The organism is Terriglobales bacterium (assembly GCA_035624455.1).
Taxonomy (GTDB): Bacteria; Acidobacteriota; Terriglobia; order Terriglobales; family Acidobacteriaceae; genus DASPRM01.
Map to the genome: position 1 here is coordinate 22,592 of DASPRM010000068.1, position 18,124 is coordinate 40,715.

Annotated in this window: 13 protein-coding genes; 6 read left to right on the forward strand and 7 right to left on the reverse strand. The window is 58.8% G+C overall.

Annotation, left to right across the window (positions count from 1 at the left end):
* Positions 1 to 210 precede the first annotated feature (210 nt).
* Positions 211 to 579, forward strand: coding sequence for a nitroreductase/quinone reductase family protein (locus VEG30_07200; protein HXZ79699.1), 369 nt, complete (start codon positions 211 to 213; stop codon positions 577 to 579).
* Between the two features lie 259 nt (positions 580 to 838).
* On the opposite strand, the gene VEG30_07205 is transcribed toward VEG30_07200, so the two are convergent.
* From VEG30_07205 to VEG30_07225, 5 genes are all read right to left on the reverse strand, one after another.
* Positions 839 to 2,020 (reverse strand): PQQ-binding-like beta-propeller repeat protein, encoded by a 1,182-nt coding sequence (locus VEG30_07205; protein HXZ79700.1) that lies wholly within the window; start codon positions 2,018 to 2,020, stop codon positions 839 to 841.
* Between the two features lie 338 nt (positions 2,021 to 2,358).
* Complete coding sequence (gene rpoD / locus VEG30_07210) at positions 2,359 to 4,056, reverse strand: RNA polymerase sigma factor RpoD (GenBank protein HXZ79701.1); 1,698 nt, start codon at positions 4,054 to 4,056, stop codon at positions 2,359 to 2,361.
* A gap of 283 nt (positions 4,057 to 4,339) precedes the next feature.
* Entirely contained in the window at positions 4,340 to 6,196 is a 1,857-nt protein-coding gene (gene dnaG / locus VEG30_07215) for a DNA primase (protein HXZ79702.1), read from the reverse strand.
* A gap of 254 nt (positions 6,197 to 6,450) precedes the next feature.
* Positions 6,451 to 7,323 (reverse strand): NAD(P)H-binding protein, encoded by an 873-nt coding sequence (locus VEG30_07220; protein HXZ79703.1) that lies wholly within the window; start codon positions 7,321 to 7,323, stop codon positions 6,451 to 6,453.
* Positions 7,324 to 7,445: 122 nt separating this feature from the next.
* On the reverse strand, positions 7,446 to 9,899 hold the full coding sequence (locus tag VEG30_07225) for an endonuclease MutS2 (protein HXZ79704.1): 2,454 nt from the start codon (positions 9,897 to 9,899) through the stop codon (positions 7,446 to 7,448).
* Between the two features lie 95 nt (positions 9,900 to 9,994).
* Here VEG30_07225 and VEG30_07230 point away from each other — a divergent pair, with 95 nt between their 5' ends.
* The 5 genes from VEG30_07230 (at position 9,995) to glmM (ending at position 14,739) form a co-directional block, all read left to right on the forward strand.
* Positions 9,995 to 10,219 carry a DUF2905 domain-containing protein gene (locus VEG30_07230; protein ID HXZ79705.1) on the forward strand — a complete coding sequence of 75 codons (225 nt, stop codon included), beginning with the start codon at positions 9,995 to 9,997 and terminating at the stop codon, positions 10,217 to 10,219.
* Between the two features lie 82 nt (positions 10,220 to 10,301).
* A complete protein-coding gene (gene xseA, locus VEG30_07235; protein HXZ79706.1) occupies positions 10,302 to 11,669 on the forward strand; it encodes an exodeoxyribonuclease VII large subunit in 1,368 nt (455 codons plus the stop codon).
* A gap of 127 nt (positions 11,670 to 11,796) precedes the next feature.
* On the forward strand, positions 11,797 to 12,678 hold the full coding sequence (cdaA, locus tag VEG30_07240) for a diadenylate cyclase CdaA (GenBank protein ID HXZ79707.1): 882 nt from the start codon (positions 11,797 to 11,799) through the stop codon (positions 12,676 to 12,678).
* Between the two features lie 2 nt (positions 12,679 to 12,680).
* The gene (locus tag VEG30_07245) at positions 12,681 to 13,340 is read left to right on the forward strand and encodes a CdaR family protein (GenBank protein ID HXZ79708.1); all 660 of its coding nucleotides are present in this window, start codon (positions 12,681 to 12,683) and stop codon (positions 13,338 to 13,340) included.
* Between the two features lie 22 nt (positions 13,341 to 13,362).
* Positions 13,363 to 14,739, forward strand: coding sequence for a phosphoglucosamine mutase (gene glmM / locus VEG30_07250; protein ID HXZ79709.1), 1,377 nt, complete (start codon positions 13,363 to 13,365; stop codon positions 14,737 to 14,739).
* 119 nt (positions 14,740 to 14,858) lie between these two features.
* Here glmM and polA read toward each other — a convergent pair whose 3' ends face one another.
* Positions 14,859 to 17,639, reverse strand: a complete 2,781-nt coding sequence (polA, locus tag VEG30_07255) for a DNA polymerase I (protein HXZ79710.1) — start codon at positions 17,637 to 17,639, stop codon at positions 14,859 to 14,861.
* Positions 17,640 to 17,756: 117 nt separating this feature from the next.
* Positions 17,757 to 17,987, reverse strand: coding sequence for a hypothetical protein (locus tag VEG30_07260; protein ID HXZ79711.1), 231 nt, complete (start codon positions 17,985 to 17,987; stop codon positions 17,757 to 17,759).
* Between the last annotated feature and the right edge of the window lie 137 nt (positions 17,988 to 18,124).

Here is an 18,124-nt window from a genome sequence, read left to right on the forward strand (position 1 = left end):
TTCAGTTCTGGGGAGGAACACGCATCTGGGTTGCGCCAGCCAATGGAGACTTCAAATCGCTGGCGGTCACCGCCAAGAGTGCGGACGAAACTTACGACTTACGATGGCTTGACGACCACACATTGGTTTTTGATCGTGTTGCGGATGTTCAGTTCTATATGCAGGCGCAGGTCTGGAAGGCGGACGTCAGGCGCTAAGGGGTGAAAACCCATGTCGACAAACTCCAAATCCATTCTCCTCGACCGCCTCTCCCGTTATAACCAGATCGACCTTAGCGTGACCGGCAGAAAGTCGGGGCGCACGATCTCCAATCCAGTTTGGTTTGTCCTGGAAGGCAAGACGCTCTACCTCTTGCCGGTACAGGGATCGAATACGCAGTGGTATAAGAACGTACTTACGAACCCTAGCATTGGGATCGCGGCTCGCGATGCAAAAGGCGAGTTCCGTGCTGTTCCCATCAAGGACGCGAAGACGGTGAAGTCAGTGGTCGAGAAATTTCGCGAGAAGTACGGCGCCGGTGACGTGAAGAAGTACTATTCCAAGCCCAACGTCGCGGTTCAGGTCGAGCTGGGGATGTAAGTTTCCTGCTGCGAACCGTGTGTGATCCTCACCAGACTCCCTCAGGGGCTGAAGCCCGGAATTATTAGGCGCATAGCAAGGAAGCTGAGTCGCGCGGAAAAGCAAAACGCAAGGTCCTTCGACTCGGACGCGGATTGGTATACCGCGTCCTCGCTCAGGATGACAGCGGGAAGACAGCTATCGGAGCGAGGGTCTCTTGTGAGGTCGGCAGGGCCCGCTGAACTCAGTCCACATCTGGTGTCGGCACCGCAGGAATCCGTTACTCGATCGCGTACACGCAATCGTCCTCGCCGCCGAAGTAGAGTACGCCATTGCTGACCACGGCCGATGAGACGATCCGCTCATCGGTCGCAAAGACGCCCAAAAGCCTTCCGGTATCGGCATTCAACCACAGCATGGTGCCGTAGAAATCGCCAACGTAAAGAGTGTTGCCTACGACGACGGGAGAGGCGAAGACATTCGCTGGCTCGGGCGATTTGGCCTGCCATTTCACCTGGCCGGTCTTGGCGTCGTAAGCCTTGATGTCCTGCGCATCGGACGTGCCCACGATCACCATGGCTTTGTAGATCGCCGGCCCGCCGATCACCCAGGAGAAGTTTTCCTGGTCGGCTCTCCAGCGCAGCTTCCCGGTCGCTACTTCGACCGCATAAAGCGCGCCGTCACGTGCCCCAAAGAACACCGCGCCCTCGCCGACGGCGGGTGTGGACTGTACTTCCCCGAGAGGAAAGTACTGGTTGCCGGCAGTTTTGAACTTCCACTTCAACGCGCCGCTTGCGGCGTCGAGGGCATACAGGTTTCCGTCCATGCTCCCGGCATATACCACGGCATCCGCTACAGCTGGGGTTGCCCGCACTCGGCCGGCCGTTTTGAATACCCACTTCCGCTTTCCGGTCGCAGGATCGAGGGCATAGATGTTGCCGTCGGCGCTGCCGATATAGAGCGTTGCATCAGCAATCACTGGTGACGAATGCTCGAATTCCCACTTGCCATTCGACATCAGTTTCGGATCGGGTGGGATTGGCATACCTGTTTTCACCGTCCACCTCTCACGACCAGTACGGGCGTCCACTGCGTGGATAGCGGCGTCGCCGGCCTCGAAGAACACGGTGTCACGATAAACCGCAGGCGACGAAGCCACTGCGCCCGCGGCCTGGCATTTCCATTTCGGCTTGCCGGTTTGGGCATCAAGAGCGTAGAGGTGGCCGTCGTTGCTACCGATGTACAGCGTGCCGGCATGGAGCACGGGAGCCGAGCGAATTTTGTTTCCCGTCTCGAAGCTCCACTTCAATTTGCCAGCAGGAATTTTGCTATCGGGATAGACACCCGTGTGCTGCGGGTCTCCGCGGAACATGACAGCATCGCTCGCGTTCTGCGCGGTTGTTGAAATGCTAGAACAGGAGATCAGCAGGGAAACGGCCAGCAGCGCTGATGCAGTTTTCATGCGTGTCTGTATACGACACCCCATATGGGATGGCGCAAGGACTCTTGACTCCGGGGGATGTGATGTTCGGTTGGCGGGATGTGTACTCAGCGCCGCAAGGCAGTTCGTTCTGGACCGCTGCTGAATTCGGCGAGGGCGTCGGCGAGACTGTCGGCGAGACTTATCACTGTGTAAGGCCGGGGAATGAATTTTCTTCGGGGGCTAAAGCCCAATTGACTTTGAAGTCCTCAGGGAGGGCCTGAAGGCCGTACCCTTCAAAGCATACGACTCGGGCCGGGTTTGGTGAGCCCGGCCCTTGCTCAGAATGACAGGTCAACAGGTTGGAGTTTTGAAGCGCCTTAGTCGCGCACTCCGTCGAGAAACGCCCGCAGCTTGCGCGAGCGCGAGGGATGACGCAGCTTGCGCAGCGCCTTGGCCTCGATCTGGCGGATACGTTCGCGAGTGACCGCAAACGACTGCCCGACTTCCTCCAAGGTGTGTTCCGAACCATCTTCCAGACCAAAACGCATCTTGATGACCTTCTCTTCACGCGGCGTGAGCGAGCGCAGCACCTGCGCCGTCTGGTCCTTCAAGTTGACATTGATCACGGCTTCGGCCGGTGAGACCACAGCGCGATCCTCGATGAAATCGCCCAGGTGTGAGTCTTCCTCTTCGCCGATCGGGGTCTCGAGCGAGATCGGCTCCTGCGCGATCTTCAGCACCTTGCGCACTTTTGCTACCGGAATGTCCATGCGCTTGGCGATCTCTTCTGAAGACGGTTCGCGACCGAGTTCCTGCACCAGTTGGCGCGAAGTGCGGATCAGCTTGTTAATGGTTTCGATCATGTGCACCGGAATGCGGATGGTGCGGGCCTGGTCCGCAATGGCGCGGGTGATCGCCTGGCGAATCCACCAGGTGGCATAGGTCGAGAATTTGTAGCCGCGGCGGTACTCGAATTTATCCACCGCTTTCATCAGACCGATATTGCCCTCCTGGATCAGATCGAGGAATTGCAGGCCGCGGTTGGTGTACTTTTTGGCGATCGAGACCACCAGGCGCAGGTTGGCTTCGATCAGCTCGCGTTTGGCCTGCTCAGCATCCATGTCGCCCTGGATGATGTCGCGCTGGGTGCGCTTCAACTCCAGGATGCTGGCTCCGGCTTCAGCCTCCAGGCGCTCCAGATCAGCGCGCAGCGTGCGCGCCTGCTTGCGAAGTTCCTTCTTGGCTTCGTCGCTGCGAGCGGCGTCAGCCTTCTTCTCGACGCTGTCCACCTGGCGTTCGAGAGCGCGCATGGAATCGACGGTCTTGTTGACGCGATCGATCAGCCGCTTGCGCTCGCTATTGGTGAAACCCAGCTGGCGAATATCCCGCGAGAGCTTTACCAGCTCGCGGCCCAAGGTCCAACGCACCCTACGGCCCTCGCGCAGCTTGCGTTTCACCGCCGGCAGCGCCTGCAGCTTCTCGGTGAGCTGAGCGGCTTTCTTGTAGTGCTTATTGATCTCGTCGATTTTCCCGGTGATGTCCTTCAGCCGATTGATGAGCACATCTTCGGTGATTTCCTCTTCATCGAAGATCACTACTTCCCGAATAGAGCGGACGCCCTTCTTGAGGTCTTCGCCGAGAGCGATGATTTCGCGAATTACGATGGGGGAACGCGAGATCGCCTTGAGCACCTTGAGCTGGCCGCGTTCGATGCGCTTGGCGATTTCTACTTCGCCTTCGCGCGTCAGCAAGGGCACGGTGCCCATCTCACGCAGATACATACGGACCGGGTCGTTGGTTTTTTCCAGCGCGCCCGGAGTGAGGTCGAGCTCGACCTCGTCCCCTTCTCCTTCGACTTCTGCTTCAAAGCGCTTGTCGAGCGCCGAGGACGGCAGCTTGGAACCTTCCAGCAGGTCGATGCCTTGCGTCCCGATGGTGGTGAGCAGATCGTCGAGGTCCTCAGGGGAGTGCAGGTCGTGGGGAATCAGGTCATTGACTTCGTTGTAAGTCAGATAGCCTTTTTCCTTGCCTGCATCGATCAATTTCTTAATATCGTACTTATCGTCAAGAGCCAAAGCGGAATACCTCTCGCGGCGCACGGTTAGGAAGGAATAACCCTTCCGACAGTTTGGAACTTCGGCGGGAACTCTTCGGAACTATAACGTGAGCGGAAACCTACAGATTTTAGCATGGCCGCACGGCTTGGTGAAGCCAGAGCTACCACAAAATCAGCCGTCGTTCGCCTGCCCAGCGCCGTCAATAACTTAGATGTCAGCCAGCCCTATCAGGGTTCCCAAAATCCGCCGAATTCCCGCCTTGCAAGCCTCTAAAATTGCAAGAATTCTGCAAAAATCGAGGTTACGTCCCGGTAACCCTGTTCCCCAGGTGCCCGGCGCTGAGTTCCCGGTCGATCTCCAGCTTCTTTTTCAGCAGTGTAGTCAAGCCCGCCGTGTCCTGCTTTCGCTCCGCTTCCGCGATCTCAGCCCGCACCTGTCGCTGCGAGCGCTCCAGTTTCCGGCGCTTCAGGGCCAGGATGGCTCCCTCCAGAAGCTCGGGAGTGAGTTCTTCTTCCTCGCTCATCAGGCATTCGGCCATTAACTGCCGATCGCCTTCTCCCAGTTCCAGGGAACCCGGAGATGCATCTTCAGCCTCCAGCAGCGCGGAAATCAGGGACTCGGCCGCAAGCCCTTCGTGCAGGGGCTCGATCTTGAGGGCGAAACGCGCCTGTCGTGCGGGATCGAACTCCTCTTCCGCTCCATCCCGTGATGAAACATGCCCATCGGCTCCGCCCAGCATTCCACGAAATGAGAGAGCGCGAATCAGAATGCGCTCTGCCTCGGTGACCTGCGCCACGGGCGGCGCCTTCACCTGCCTGGTTCCCCGCGCGGTAGCGGCATGCCGAAGCTCCTGCCGCAGAACGGTGGAGTCAATTGCCAGTTTCTGCGCAATTTCGCCTGCGATCTCGTCGCGAGCTATGCGACTCGGCGCCCGCTGCACGTGAGGCAACAGGAAATTCAGGGCCTTTACTTTGCCCTCGGGAGTCCGTACCGGAAATTTCATGCGTGCCCGTGCGATCAGATAATCGAAGTAGCGTGGTGCGGACTTGAGCGCTGCCGCATAGGCTTCCCGGCCTTTCTTGCGGATGTAGAGATCAGGATCAAAACCTGCCTCCAATTGGACGACCTTGATGTCGAAATCTTCCTCCACCAGAAGAGCCAGCGAGCGCTCGGCCGCCGCCGCTCCGGCGAGGTCGGGATCAAAACTGACCACGATATTGCGGCTGAAGCGTGCCAGCAGCCGTGCCTGCGATTCCGTAAAGGCTGTGCCGGAGCTGGCCACCACGTTGTGAAATCCAGCCGCAAACACCGAGATGCAGTCCATCTGCCCTTCGACCAGGATCGCGTAGCCCAGCGCGCGGATCGCCTCCTTGGCGCGGTCGAGATTGAACAGGATCCGAGACTTGGAATAGATCGGGGTCTCGGGGGAGTTCAGGTACTTCGGCCCCGCCTTTTCGTCGGCGGAAAGCGTACGGCCCGTGAATGCGATCACCCGCCCCGACTCGTTGGTGATGGGAAAGGTTACTCGGTTGCGGAACTTGCTGTAGATAGGATCAGCGGATTTATGTGCAGTATCGGCGGAATCGTGTTTCCACGAAAACAGACCCGAGGTCCGCAGGATTTCTTCGTCAAAGTCGCCGCGCAGCCGGTCGCGAAGCAGGAATCCCGACTCCGGGGCGTAGCCAATTCGGAAGCGCGCAATCATCTCTTCATTCAGGCCGCGCCCGGCGAGATATTCACGGGCATGCGCTGCCTCTGGTTTACGCAGCTGCTCCTGGAACCAGGCGCAGGCGCGCTCCTGGACGTCCATGAGCTGCATGCGCAGCCGCGCGTCCCGCTCTTCAGTGGGACTATCGAACTGCATTTTGGGAAGCGGGATATCCAGCTTTTGTGCGATCAGCCGCAGCGCTTCGGGAAACGTGATGTTCTCTATTTTCTGAACGAAGCTGAAGACATCGCCAGACGCGCCGCAGCCGAAGCAGTGATAGAACTGCCGAGTAGCGTGCACGGAAAAAGACGGCGTCTTTTCGTTATGGAAAGGGCAGAGCCCCTGATAATTCTGCGCCCCCGATTTGCGCAGCTTTACGTAATCACCCACGATGCGGACGATGTCCGCCTGCTGCCGGAGGGTCTCCTTGAAGTCGTGCGGGGTGGGCATTAGGTCAGTATTGGCGCGGAATGGTCAGCCAGAAAATAACTATCCTATCAATGCTGTGCAAAAGCTGTGGGAAACGGATCTTTCCGTTCAATATGTGAGGAAAATTCTAACCGCTCGCTGTTGGGCAGAGGAGCGGCGTCAGAACCGGTGCGGTGGCGAAGAATCTCTGCGACTCTCCGACCAAATGCACAGATTCTTCGCTCCCTGCGTTCGCCCAGAATGACCCCGAAAACCTCTTGCTTGAGCGCCTACGCTTACGCGCTGGCGGCCTGCGGCTGGGTAAAGGCGGCCAGGTTCTCGCGCAGATATTGATCCAAAGTGATGGGGGCGCGGCCGATCAGGTTGCGGACCAGCGAATCCGTCTTACCGTCGCCGCCCTCGCGGTAGTAGCGCTGCAACTCCAGGAGCGCATCCACCTGCCACTCCGGCATGCCGAGCCCGAGCATGCTCTTCTTCATCTCCGCTGGAGGCAGGTCGACATAGCGCACCTGTTTGCCAATTTTCTTCGAGATCGCTGCCGCGACCTGGTCGCAGGTCAAAGCCTCCGGCCCATTGAGTTCGTAGGTCTTGCCCAAGTGCTCGCCGCCAGAAATGGCAGCCGCGATGACCGCTGCGATATCGCGCACGTCGATATAGGCAATGGGCGCCTGGCCGTATGATCCGTAGAATGCGCCCTGCTGCCGGATGGTGCCAGAGTAATAGGTAGCGATATTCTGCAGGAACGTGTTCGGACGGATGATGGTGTACGAAACGCCGGAGCGCTTTAGCATCTCTTCCACTTTGGCGTGCCAGCTGGGAAAAGAGGAGTTGAATTCTCCTGCGCCCATCGCGGAGTTCAGGACGATTTGGCTGATGCGGCGCTCCCGGCAGACTTCAATCGCGTTGGTTTCGAGCTCGACGAGTTGTGGTATCGGGCCGCACACAAGAAGGACCCGGTCGATTCCCTCAAGCGCGGCCGCGAACGAAGCTCGATCTGCGAAGTCGGCGATCGCGACAGGCACTCCTGCCGGCGCGGCGGCTGCGTCGGACTTGGAACGATAGAGCGCTTTCACCGGTTGCTTGTCCGCAATCAGCTGTTTGAGGACGGCACCTCCGACATTTCCCGAAGCTCCGGTAACCAGAATCATTGGACACCTCCCCCTGCGGAGTTTGTAGCTCAGTGAGGACAGGCAAGATTGCCTATCCTACACAAATTAGAACAATGGATGGGCCGGGTAGTCGGGTGGTTGCGCTATTTCTTAAGTGCAGCTCAGAGCCTCAAATCCACCACCGTGGCCCCGCCTCCGCCCTCATTCTGCGGCGGTTCGCTGACAGACGCCACGTGCGGATGCGACTGCAGATACTGGCGCAAAGCCTTGCGCAGAATGCCCATGCCGCTGCCGTGCACGATGCGTACCCGCGGCATACCTGCCAAGAACGCTCGATCTACGAACTTCTCCACTTCGCGGGTGGCATCGTCCACTGTCTGCCCGATCACATTGATCTCCGCAGGCACGCTCTCGTCTCGATCAAGTTGAACATTGACACCATGCGCGCGCGCCACTTTCACTGGACTGTCCGAGGCTCGGGCAACCACAGCAGCAATATCGGCGCGTGGGATCTTCATCTTCATGATTCCCGCTTCCACCTCGAACATGTCACCGTCCAGCTTCCGCCTCACCACTGCGTTTCGTCCGAGAGAGCGCAATTGCACGGTGTCGCCTTCCGAGACATGCTGCACGAGTTGTGGGCGCGCATTTGGATCGCCCACGTCGGCACCGGAAGTATGTGCTACCACCGTCTGATCGAACTGCTCGCGCAGCTCGCGGCGCATTTTGGCAATGCGGCGCTCCGCGTCTTTGGAGAGCTTCATCGACATGGCCCGGTCCTGCACCGCGTTGACCGTTTCGCGCACGCGGTACTCGAAATCCTGCATTACATTCTCAAGCTTCTTCTCCATTTCACGCAGCTTCGCCTTTTGCTCTTTCAGGCCTTCAGCGGCAAGCCGCTGCTTTTCGCGCTCCAATTCCTGCTCGCGAGCATGGAGTCGAGTCCGCTCTCCTTCTGCTTGGCGTAACTCAGCGTGCAGCTTATCCAGAAAACGAGCGACGTCCTGTGTTTGGGTGCCCAGCCGAGCGCGAGCTGCTTCAACGATCGCCGAGTTCAATCCCAGTCTTCCGGCGATATTGATTCCTGCTGAAGCCCCAGGAACTCCCATGCGCAACTCATAAGTAGGTTGCAGAGTCCGCTCGTCGAAGCCAACTGCCGCGTTGAGCACGCCCGCGGTATTCGCGCCATAGACTTTCAGGGAAGTGTGGTGGGTCGAAATGATGCTGATTGCTCCCAGGCGGCGAAAGTGATCGGCGATCGCCACCGCGAGCGCCGCACCTTCCTCGGGGTCGGTAGCCGAACCCAATTCATCCAGCAGCACCAGCGAATCCGGGGTAGCCGTGCGGGAAATGGAATCAATGTTGGTGACGTGAGCAGAAAAAGTTGAAAGGTTCTGCTCGATCGACTGGTAATCGCCGATATCGGCCAGTACGTTGTCAAAAACCGGCAGTTCTGCTTTTTCGGCGGGCACCGGCACTCCCGACTGCGCCATCAGCGCGAGCAGGCCAATGGTCTTCAGCGAGACGGTCTTACCGCCCGTATTAGGACCGGTGATTACCAGTTGGCGAGCTTCGCCGGAGAGTTCCACGCTGATCGGAACCACCGAACCGTGCTTGGCCTTCAGGTTGCGTTCCAGGAGTGGATGGCGGGCATTGTGCAGGAACAACGCGTTCTCGCCCAAAGTCACAGTCGTGCAGTTGTACTCCTCCGCAAAGCGTGCTTTAGCGAACTGTAGCTCAACTTCAGCGAGAATCTCAGTCGCCAGGGCGATCGCAGGAGCCTGCTCCCCCAGGCGGCGAGTCATCTCCAGCAAGATGCGGTGAATCTCTGTCTGCTCTTCTTCGAGCAGCCGAACCAATTCGTTGTTTTGCTCGATGGTTTCCAGAGGCTCGATGAACACCGTCTGGCCGCTGGAGCTCATCCCGTGCACCACGCCCTGCACGCGCTTCTTCTGCTCGATTTTCACGGGAATGACGAAGCGCTCGCCGCGAATGGTGATCAAGTCTTCCTGTACCGCTCCCTCTTCCGACAACCGCCGGAGATAACTTTGCAGGGACTGCGAGATCAACCGCCGCTGCTTGTCGATGTCCCGACGGATCTGCGCCAGCGCCGGCGAGGCGTGATCATCGAGGGTACCGTCGGGGAGAATTTTGTGGCGAAACGCCCGAAGGAGTTCAGTGAAATCGACGAGGCCGGATGAGAGCTGCGCAATCGCAGGCCACGGTTTTTCTAAACCTGACTCATTGGGGCGCAACTTCGAGGGCGGATTCGCGATAATTGCGCTCCACTCGTCCGCCCGGTCGGCAACCAGCAGGATCTCGCGGATCTGGCTGGGCTCCAGCGCAGCGCCCTCGATCGTAGCTTGCTCCAGCAGTTGCTTGGGATCCCGCAGGTCGCAAAAATCAAAGCTGCCGCCGGCGCGCAGAAGTTGCCGGATCTCGGCAGCCATTTGCTGCTGATTCTGGATCCAGCCACGATCGTGGGTGGGAAATAGGGAATCCACCCGACCCTTGCCCAATGAAGACCAGGCATGACCGCGCAGCACATCGCGCAGCACGTCAAATTCGAGAACGCGGGAGCTAGTGTGGGAAAGAGGCTGTGGCAATTCAGACATGTGCCTGGTTCATCTTAACGCAGGCGAAAAGCGGGTGGGCGAGGGTGATCGCGCTTGCGGCACGCCAGCCCACCGGGAGGCGATAAAATTGCGGTATGGGTGGTTTAGGCAAGCTTCTGATCCTTGCAGGCGGGTTGCTGATCCTGCTGGGACTGCTATTCGTGGTAGCTGGCCGCTGGAATCTTCCGCTCGGCCGCCTTCCGGGCGACATCTCTTATCGGGGCAAGCACACCGTCTTTTACTTTCCACTAACCAGCTCGATCCTTGTAAGCATTGTGCTCTCATTGCTGTTTTACCTGATCAGCCGTATCAGCAAGTAAGCCGAAGTTTCAGCGCCTGCCCACCGTGTCCACATTACCCCGGCTTGGTCTTAGCGCCCTGCGTGAATGTAAACTGGGCGCAATGTCCCTGGGCGACCAGTTAGGCTTCACCTTCCAAACCGCGCGTCGGGTGTGGACCGTAGCCGAACTGATGTCGGCCGTCCGCACGCAACTGGAGCGTGAGTACACCGACGTCTGGGTGGAAGGAGAGATTTCCAATTTCCGTCCAGCCGAGTCCGGACACATCTACTTCACGCTTAAGGATGACAACTCGCAATTGCGGGCGGTGATCTTCCGCTCCCAGGCACGACTGCTTCGCTTCCGTCCGGAAAATGGGCTGCAAGTAATCGCGCGAGGACGAATTACCGTCTACGAAGCCCGCGGCGAGATGCAGTTGACTGCCGAGTATCTGGAACCGAAAGGAGCGGGCGCGCTGCAGGTCGCCTTCGAGCAATTGAAGGCCAAGCTGGCGGCCGAAGGACTGTTTGAGGCATCCCGAAAGAAGCCGATTCCAGCCCTGCCCCGACGTATTGGAATTGTTACCTCGCCGCGAGGAGCGGCTATCCAGGACATCCTGAATGTTCTCCGCCGCCGTCACGAATCGGTTTCCGTGTTGATTTACCCGGCGCAGGTTCAGGGGGAGGCGGCGCCCTCAGAAATCAGCGCAGGAATTCGTTACTTCAACCGCACCCGCAACGTGGACGTCATCCTGGTTGCCCGTGGTGGCGGATCGCTGGAGGACCTTGCGGCTTTCAATCACGAAGGTCTGGCGCGCGTGGCGGCGGCATCGACTCTTCCCGTAATCTCGGCGATCGGGCACGAGACGGATTTCACGATCCTTGATTTTGCCGCTGATCTGCGGGCTCCAACCCCATCCGCGGCTGCGGAATTGGTGGTGCAATCGAAACATGAGATTGAGAATCGAGTATTAAACCTGCGCCAGCGGCTGGGTCGCGCGGCTCGGTATCGAGTCTTGCAGATGCGCCAGCGGCTTACGGAATTGGCGCAGCACGGCGCCTTCCGCGGGATGGTGGATGCAATTCGACGCCGTCAACAGCGCCTTGACGAGCTCGCTTTCCGCCTGACCACCGTACAGGCAAACCATCTGCGGAAGAATCATCGACGGCTTGATGTCGCGGCCGCCAGGCTGCGGCATCACGATCTGGGGCGCAGACTGCTATACATCTCCCGCGAACTGGCGAGCCGGCTGGGCGCGCTCTCCGGCGCCACCCGTTCGCAATTGCAACGCAAGCGGGCCAGGCTGGAACAACTGAGCGCTCAACTCCAGGCGCTCTCCCCTACGAACATTCTGGAGCGCGGATACGCGCTCGTGTTCAATGCTGCCGGCGAACTAGTGAAAGACGCAGAACAGGTAAGAGCAGGCGAAGAAATTACCGCTCAGGTCGCGAAAGGGAAAATCGGCGCGGTGGTCCGTGATCGCAAACCCTAACCCGGCAAGGGCCACAGTTTTTTCTTATCGGGAGTGCCCGGGCACGCACCCTTGGAACCTAACTCGCTGATTTAAAATAGGAATGTAAATCTCACTCCCTCCGGATCACATTGGGAAAGGATGCCGGATGCCGCACATTTTTGGGCACTTACCGCACATGTCTCTCACTTCGGTGATCGACATCCTGCTGGTTACAGTGCTCATTTACGAATTCCTCGCGCTGATCAAGGGCACACGCGCCGTACCAGTGCTTGTCGGAGTGGGATTCGTGGCGCTGGCGTTCTACGTGGCTCACGTTGCCGAGCTGCGGGCGGTGAATTTCCTGATGGGCAATCTGCTGCCCTACGCCATCTTTGCGCTCATCGTTGTATTCCAGAACGAAATTCGGCACGCCTTGGCGAAGATCGGGCGCAAGCTGACTTTCTCCCGTAGCAATCATGGCATGGCCGAGGCCTACGATGACATAGTGCTCGCCGCCAACCTGTTCTCCCAGAGCCAGACGGGGGCCTTGGTGGTGATCGAGCGTGAAATCGGCCTGCGTACTTACATTGAGAGCGGAGTTCCACTCGACGCCAAGCTCTCCTATGATCTGCTGGCGACGATTTTCCGTCCCAGCGCACCCTTGCACGACGGCGCGGTCATCGTGCAGAAGGACCGTATCGCGGCTGCGGCGTGCTTTTTGCCGCTCTCGATGAATCCGGTGCTTTCTACTCAGCTGGGCACTCGTCATCGCGCAGGAATTGGAATTACCGAGGAAACAGATGCGGTGGCGGTGATCGTTTCCGAAGAAACCGGCGCGATAAGCCTCGCGGTAGCTGGCAATGTCGAGCGCGATCTCACCGTAGAATATCTGCGCGAGCGGCTGGGAGAACTTCTCCGCCGCTACGTTCCGCCCATGGCCCTTCCGGCTCCTTTGGGGAGGCCGGAACCAGAAGAACCTACCGAGGAGAGCCGCGATTCTTCCCAAAGCCGTGCCGGCTCGGCAGGCGAAGGCACCCATGGAGTCTGAGCATGGTGGAATTTATCCATCGTTATGTGCTGCACAACATCGGACTGAAGCTGATCTCCCTTGTGGCGGCAACGCTGTTGTGGATGGCCATCGCCCGTGAGCCGATGGAGGAAGTCACGCTCAGCGTTCCTATTGAATACCAGAATGCTCCAACGAACCTCGAGATCAGCACTGATGCACTGCCCCAGCTGCAGGTGCGGGTAAGTGGGCCCTCCAGCCGGATACACTCCTTGCGTCCCGCCGAGGTGCACGCGGTAATCGATTTGGTGGGAGCAAAGCCCGGCGAACGCACTTACGATCTCAGCACCTCGCGGGTTCGCGTACCCCGAGATATGCAGGTTGTGCAGGTGATTCCCAGCCAATTCCGCGTCAGCTTCGATAATCGCGCCACTCGAAGAGTGCGGGTCGAACCACGAGTGGTGGGAAGCTCAGCCCCGGGATTCAATCTGGAGCAAGTCGTGCCGGATCCCGATGCTGTTACCATCGTCGGCCCGGAGAAGCACGTTGCTGAAGTTGATTCTGTTGTTACCGATCCCGTCGATGCCAGCGGATTGATGGGGAAAGCAACTTTCACTACTCACGTGTACATTTCCGATCCCCTGGTGCGATTGGCTAGTCCGTCGACGGTACATGTTACTGTGACAACCGGGCGGGGACATTAGGACTCAGGAGAACGTACTGCACATGAGGATGCTTTTTGGAACCGACGGAATCCGTGGTGTGGCGGGAGAGCCGCCCCTGGACTGCAACACAGTTTTCGCTGTTGGGGTTGCGCTTGGCCAGCATCTGACGCGGAGCCATCGAAATCCACGTGCGGTAATCGGGCAGGACACTCGCGAATCAAGTTGCTGGATCGCGGAGGTCGTCACCAAAGGTCTGGAATCCGCCGGGGTGCGGGTGACTAGCGCTGGCATCATCACTACCCCCGGGGTGGCATTTTTGGCGCGCCAGGCCTTTGAGGCGGGGATCGTTATTTCGGCGTCGCACAATCCGTGGACTGACAATGGCATCAAGGTATTCGGGCACGACGGCTACAAGCTGTCCGATGAGGTTGAAGAGCAGATCGAAGAGAGCATCTTCAAGCTGTTGCATGGCCGCAGCCAGGAATCGACTGTGGCCAGCGCGGCGATGTCCAAGGCTCCGGAGTCGGTCGGCACTCATCCTGAGCTGCTTTCGCAGTATGTCGATTGGCTCAGCCAGCAGGTGAGGGGGGCAGACTTATCAGGACTCACTGTGCTCGTTGATTGCGCCAACGGAGCGGCGACCCCGGTAGCGCATCGTGTTTTTCAAGCTTGCCGAATTCGAGCGGACTATCTGCACGACACGCCGAACGGCCGCAACATCAACGAAGCCAGCGGAGCGCTGCATCCTGAAGTTGTGGCCGCAGTTGTTTCTGCGGCGAATGGCAAGTACGACCTGGGTGTTACCTTCGACGGCGATGCAGATCGTGCCTTATTCTGTGATGCCGCAGGAAGAGTCGTGAATGGTGACGCGGTGCTTTTGCTGGCAGGACGCGAGATGCAATCCCGGGGCACACTCAAGGGAAACGCAATTGTGGCGACCACGATGTCCAACATGGGCCTGGAGGTTGCACTCAAGCACTCTGGCATCCGCATGCTGCGCGCTCCCGTGGGCGACAAGTACGTCCTCGAGCAGATGCATAGCACCGGCGCGACTCTGGGCGGCGAGCAGTCCGGCCACATCATCTTTCGCGACGGCGACGCCACGACTGGCGATGGCCTACTGACAGCTTTGCGGGTGATGCGAGCCGTGGCTGCTTGCGGCAAGCCGCTAAGCGAGTTGGTCGCTGACCTAAGAGTGTTTCCACAAGTGATCCGTAACGTGCGGGTGCGCGAAAAGAAGCCGCTGGATCAGCTTTCGGAGGTGAGCACCGTGATCCGGCAGGCGGAATCTGAACTCAACGGTAGTGGCCGCGTAGTCGTTCGCTACTCGGGGACGGAGGCGCTGGCGCGGGTGATGGTGGAAGCAGAGTCGGAAGAGAAGATGAAGCGGCTCACGGAAGCCATTGCGGGGGCGATTCAGAAAGCGATCGGAGTGTGAGATTTCCCTTCCGACGCTGTCTATCGCGGAACCGCGAGGTGTTTCGACTCGGGTCGGGGCTGGTTAACCCGGCCCTCGCTCAACATGACAAGTAGTAGGAGAACGGCGGCACGGCAGGATCATTCTAAATCCCGCCAGTTCGGCCCTACTCCCAATTCCACCAGTAACGGCACTCGCAATGGATGGACATTCTCCATCTTTTCGCGGACGAGGCGGCGCATGATCTCCACCTCGTCTTCGGGCACTTCGAAGACCAGCTCGTCGTGGACCTGCAGCGTCATTCGCGATTTCAGCTTCCGTTCCCGCAACTCGGCGTCGATCTGGATCATCGCCAGCTTGATGAGGTCAGCGGCCGTGCCTTGCAGAGGCGTGTTCACCGCCGTGCGTTCGGCGAAGCCGCGCTGGTTGGCGTTCTTGCTGTTGATGTCGGGGATGGGACGGATCCGGCCAAAGAGCGTTCGCACTCTCTGATCGCGCCGCGCTGCATCGAGCGTGCGATCGATGAACGCCCGCACCCCGTAGTATTTCTCGAAGTAGGCATCAATGAACTGCTTGGCTTCCTTGGGCTCGATGCTGAGCTGCTGTGAGAGACCGAATGCCGATAATCCGTAGACGATGCCGAAATTCACGACCTTGGCGCGCCGGCGGTGCTCGGCGTTCACCATCAGCGGAGGGACGCCGAACACCTGCGCTGCGGTGAGCGTGTGAATGTCGTCGCCGCGGCGGAAGGCATCCACCAGCAGCTTGTCTTCCGAAAAGTGAGCCAGCAGGCGAAGCTCGATCTGCGAATAGTCCGCCGACATCAGCACGCAGCCGGGTTCAGCGATGAATGCAGCACGAATCTCGCGACCCAGTTCGGTGCGAATGGGAATGTTCTGCAGGTTGGGATTTTTGGAAGACAGGCGTCCCGTCGCGGTGTTGGTCTGATCGAACGTAGTGTGCAACCGCTGAGTGCATTGGTTCAACAACGCAGGCAGGGCATCCACGTAGGTGGATTTCAACTTGGACAGCTGGCGATATTCGAGCACCAGCTTCGGCACTTCGTGTTGCAGAGCCAACGCTTCGAGGACGTCCACCGCCGTAGAAATCATCTTGCCCTTGCCATATTTCACGGGCTTGGGCAGATTGAGCTGATTGAAGAGCACATCCCCGAGCTTCCGCGGAGAATTGATGTTGAACTCCGTGCCAGCCGCGTCATAGATCTTTCGCGCGACCGCACCGATCTCGCGGTCCAGGCGCCTGGACATCTCCGCCAGCACATCGCAGTCAATCTTGACTCCGGTTTTTTCCATGCCGGCGAGCACGGGAAGCAGAGGGAGATCGATGTCGCGATAGACCGCAGCCAGTCCAGCCTGCTCTATTTCTTTGCGCAAGGATTCGGCAAAGCGATACGTAACATCAGCTGATTCGGCCAGCGATCCTGAGAGATTAAGATTGAATTTCCGCAGCGCAATTTCCGGCAGGCGATGGCTGGAGTACGTTGGATCGAGAAGATAGGAGTAGAGCATGGGCTCATCGCGCACACCGGCAAGCGCAATCCCGCGCTGCTCCAGGGCCTGCATGGCGCTCTTGTAGTCGTGCACCGACTTGGGAATCCCGGGATCTGAGAGAATGGATTTCAACTTGGCTGCGGTGGGTGCATCATCCCAGTTGATGACCCACGCTTTGCCAGACGTTGGTGAGACGGCAATATTCCTAACCGTGGGCGGTGCCGCCATTGTGGCGGCTACCAGCAGCGGGGCTTGTTCCTCGTCGGATTCGGTCAAAGACTCGTCCGGCGTTCCAGTCTCGCCGCCGTCCGCCGTGAAGTCTAATGCCACTGCCAGCGCAGCACCGGCAGGTAGCGCAGACAGTGCATCCGCAACTTCCTTCGGCGATTTAGCATCGCGATAGTCGGTCTGGCTCAGGTCGATACCGGAGACCAGATCTTTCAGCAGAGAAGTAAACTCCAGTTCTGTGAACAGGGCCCTCAGCTCTCCGATTTTGGGATCGGCCGAGCGCATGGGCTCGAGATCGAGCGTGATCGGTACGTTGCAATCGATCGTCGCCAGCTGCTTGCTCCACAGAATGTTCTCGCGATTCTGCAGCAACGACTCGCGATATGTTTTCCGCTCGACCTCCTGGGCACGATCCAGCGCCGCTTCGACCGTGCCAAAGCGCTGGATGAGATCGACCGAGCCTTTATCACCAATGCCCGGAGCGCCAGGAATGTTGTCGATCGAATCTCCGCGTAGCGCCATCACGTCTATCACACGCTCCGGTGGCACGCCCAGGATTTCCTCTACCTTGGCGCGGTCGGCGATCAGGTTGTCCTTGGGCGGGTTCAGAACGAGGACTTTTTCATTGACCAGCTGCAGCATGTCTTTGTCGCTGGACACGACATAAACCGGATAAGAGAGCTCCGCAGCCTGGCATGCCAGTGTACCGATGACGTCATCGGCTTCGAAGCCCGCCACTTCGAGTATCGGAATGCGATATGCCTCCAGTGCCCGCCGGATGTAGGGAATCTGCTGCGCCAGGTCGCCGGGCATCTCTTTGCGATTGGCCTTGTAGCCCTTGTACTCGATTTCCTGAAAGGTCTGTGTCTTCAGATCAAACTTGCGGACCGCGGTGACTGTTGCGGCCTGGGTGTCCCGAAAAGTAGGGCCGGCAGGATCGAAGATGGCCGCCAGGTACTCGGGATGGAAGTCGTCCCGAAGCTTGCGCAGCATATTGATGAACACGTAGCTGGCGCTGGTGGGAATGCCGGTCTTGGTAGACATTCCCCGCGCACGGGCCATGGCGTGGTAGGCGCGGAAGATGAACGAAAAGGCGTCAATGAGAAAGACGCGGCCTTTGGCCTCGGGGGTGAGCGCGGCTGGCGGGCTTGCATCAAGCTTTTCGTCGGTTAGCTGCGGCACTGCGAGCGCCTGGGCCAAGCTCGAATGAACGGATTTTCTTTTTGCGGGCAACTAATCAAGTTTAGCAGGGGGTGAGAGGTAGAAAGGCCGGGCCAAGAGTGTCCGCGTCATATATGGTTATTTGCGGAACTCCGAGCGAGTCGCGCGGCGTTTCAGGATCAGCTCGATCACTCCGTAGACGACCACGCAAACCCAAAAATCGATGACCAAGCCGAGGTCGATACGAGGCACTCCCAGAGACACGCCATGGCGGGCGGCAGGCGGGAGTACCGGCATAAGAATGAGGAAATAGATGGCATTCCCGATCAGGACCGCGGCCAGCGACTTATAGAAATTACGGAAAACCATCCACTCTCTTTGACACCGCAGCCGCCTTCCGGGCTGCACAGAATGGCGAAAGAAACTCTGGGCAGTTCCCAGTTACGAACAGCGGGCTTCCGAGCCTCATCCACGCGAAAGCTCCGGCAACCCTGCTAACATCGCAG